The sequence below is a fragment of the Thiocapsa sp. genome, from assembly GCF_035467215.1.
Taxonomy (GTDB): Bacteria; Pseudomonadota; Gammaproteobacteria; order Chromatiales; family Chromatiaceae; genus Thiocapsa.
In genome coordinates this window covers 1-1,640 of record NZ_DATITZ010000273.1, presented here as the reverse complement: position 1 = coordinate 1,640, position 1,640 = coordinate 1, and the positions used below count along the sequence as shown (strand labels likewise).

The 1,640-nt window shown below is 62.5% G+C and carries 2 protein-coding genes; both read left to right on the top strand.

Annotation, left to right across the window (positions count from 1 at the left end; translation table 11 throughout):
- The first annotated feature begins 224 nt into the window (after positions 1–224).
- A complete protein-coding gene (locus tag VLR48_RS15525) occupies positions 225–395 on the top strand; it encodes a symporter small accessory protein (protein WP_296809188.1) in 171 nt (56 codons plus the stop codon).
- On the top strand, positions 385–1,640 hold a 1,256-nt coding region (locus VLR48_RS15520), incomplete at its 3' end, for an alginate export family protein (protein WP_325292662.1). The genes VLR48_RS15525 and VLR48_RS15520, both read left to right, overlap by 11 nt.

Genomic DNA, 1,640 nt, shown 5'->3' with positions numbered 1-1,640 from the left:
CGATGCGATTCATTCTCATTAAGGCAGCTTGATTCCGCGAATCCGCAGCGAATGAGGTTCAATTGAATGCACCGGCACCGGTCCGCCATTCAGGACGCGGTGCCGGGACGGGTAAAAATGGGGTTTTCGGTCGAGCACTAGGTTTGCTTTAGGCGCGGCGACGAAACGCGTTTGCACCAGATCAACCGTAGCCTCGGACGCAATTCAATTCAGGAGCGCATGGGATGCTGGGTATCGATGATCCGTATGTCCTTATGGCCTATCTCGGCGCCATCTCGATGGCCGTGATCGGCATCATCTACGGGCTCGTCCGTCGCAACGCGGCGCGCGACGAGGTGACACCCGAGGACCGCCTCTGGGCGCTTGACGAGAAGAAGGTGGACGATGATTTCTAGACACGCATCGACATGGCTGGCGGCTCTCGCCGCCGCGCTGTTTTCGGCAGGCGCCTCGGCCGGCACTCAAGAGGCGGAGGCGGTCTCGAGCTTCAAGCCGGGGGCGGATCTGCGTCTTCGCCAGGTCTTCATCGGCAATGTCGGCCTGAACGACCAGAGCCCGACGGCCGACCGGACCTTTCAGCGGTATCGCGGACGTCTTTGGGGGATCTACGCACCGACCGACCATATCGTCGCTACCGCGCGACTCATGTGGGAAGGCCGTCACTCCAACAAGCCCAAGGAGAATCAGTGGCCGATCCCTGGTTTCGAGACCTGGTACAGCGGCGGACTCTTCTTCGATCTGCTCGATGTCACCTTCAACGACATCGCCGGCTCGCCGCTCTCGGTGAAGCTCGGTCGCCAGGAGATCATCCTCGGCAACGGCTGGCTGGTCCTAGACGGCACCCCGCTCGACGGCTCCCGGACCATCTATTTCGATGCGGCCCGCGCGACCTATAACCTGGAGTCCATCGGGACCACGCTCGATCTCATCTACCTGAATCAGGACGCCGACACCGGGCGCTTCCCGAGTCCCTTGAACGGCGAGATCGAGGATCAAATCGAGCAAAACGAGACCGGCGCCATCCTCTATGCCCGCAACAAGAGCCTGGTCAAGGCCACCGACCTCGACGCCTATCTGATGTACAAGAGCAGCACGCCGGAGAACACACCCGGCAATATTCGGGTCAACAACGGCGCGCCCTTTCCGTCCCCGCCCGACTCAGGTGTCGCCTACACGCTCGGTATGCGCGCTGAGTCCAAGCCGACCCCGCACTGGGCGCTGCGCGCCGAGGGCGCCTACCAATGGGGCACCCGCAATGATGCGGACCTGGATGCTTTCGCCTTCAACGGACGCGCCACCTACAGCCTGAATGATCCGCTCGCCAACCGCTTTCATCTCGGCTACGAGTTTCTCTCGGGCAACGACCCCGACAGCAACGACACCCAGGCCTTCGACCCGCTCTGGGGCCGCTGGCCGCAGTGGAGCGAGCTGATGATTTATCAGTGGCCGTTGGAAAGCCGCGTCGGCGAGGCGACGAACCTGAGTCGTCTGAATCTCGGCTGGGGTATGCAGGCCCACCCGACCACCCTGGTCACGGTCGACTATCACGCACTCTGGGCGGACGAGATGACCACGCGCACCCCGGCGCAGCTGGTCAACCTCAGCGGAGAAAGCCATTTCCGCGGACATCTCGCCACCGC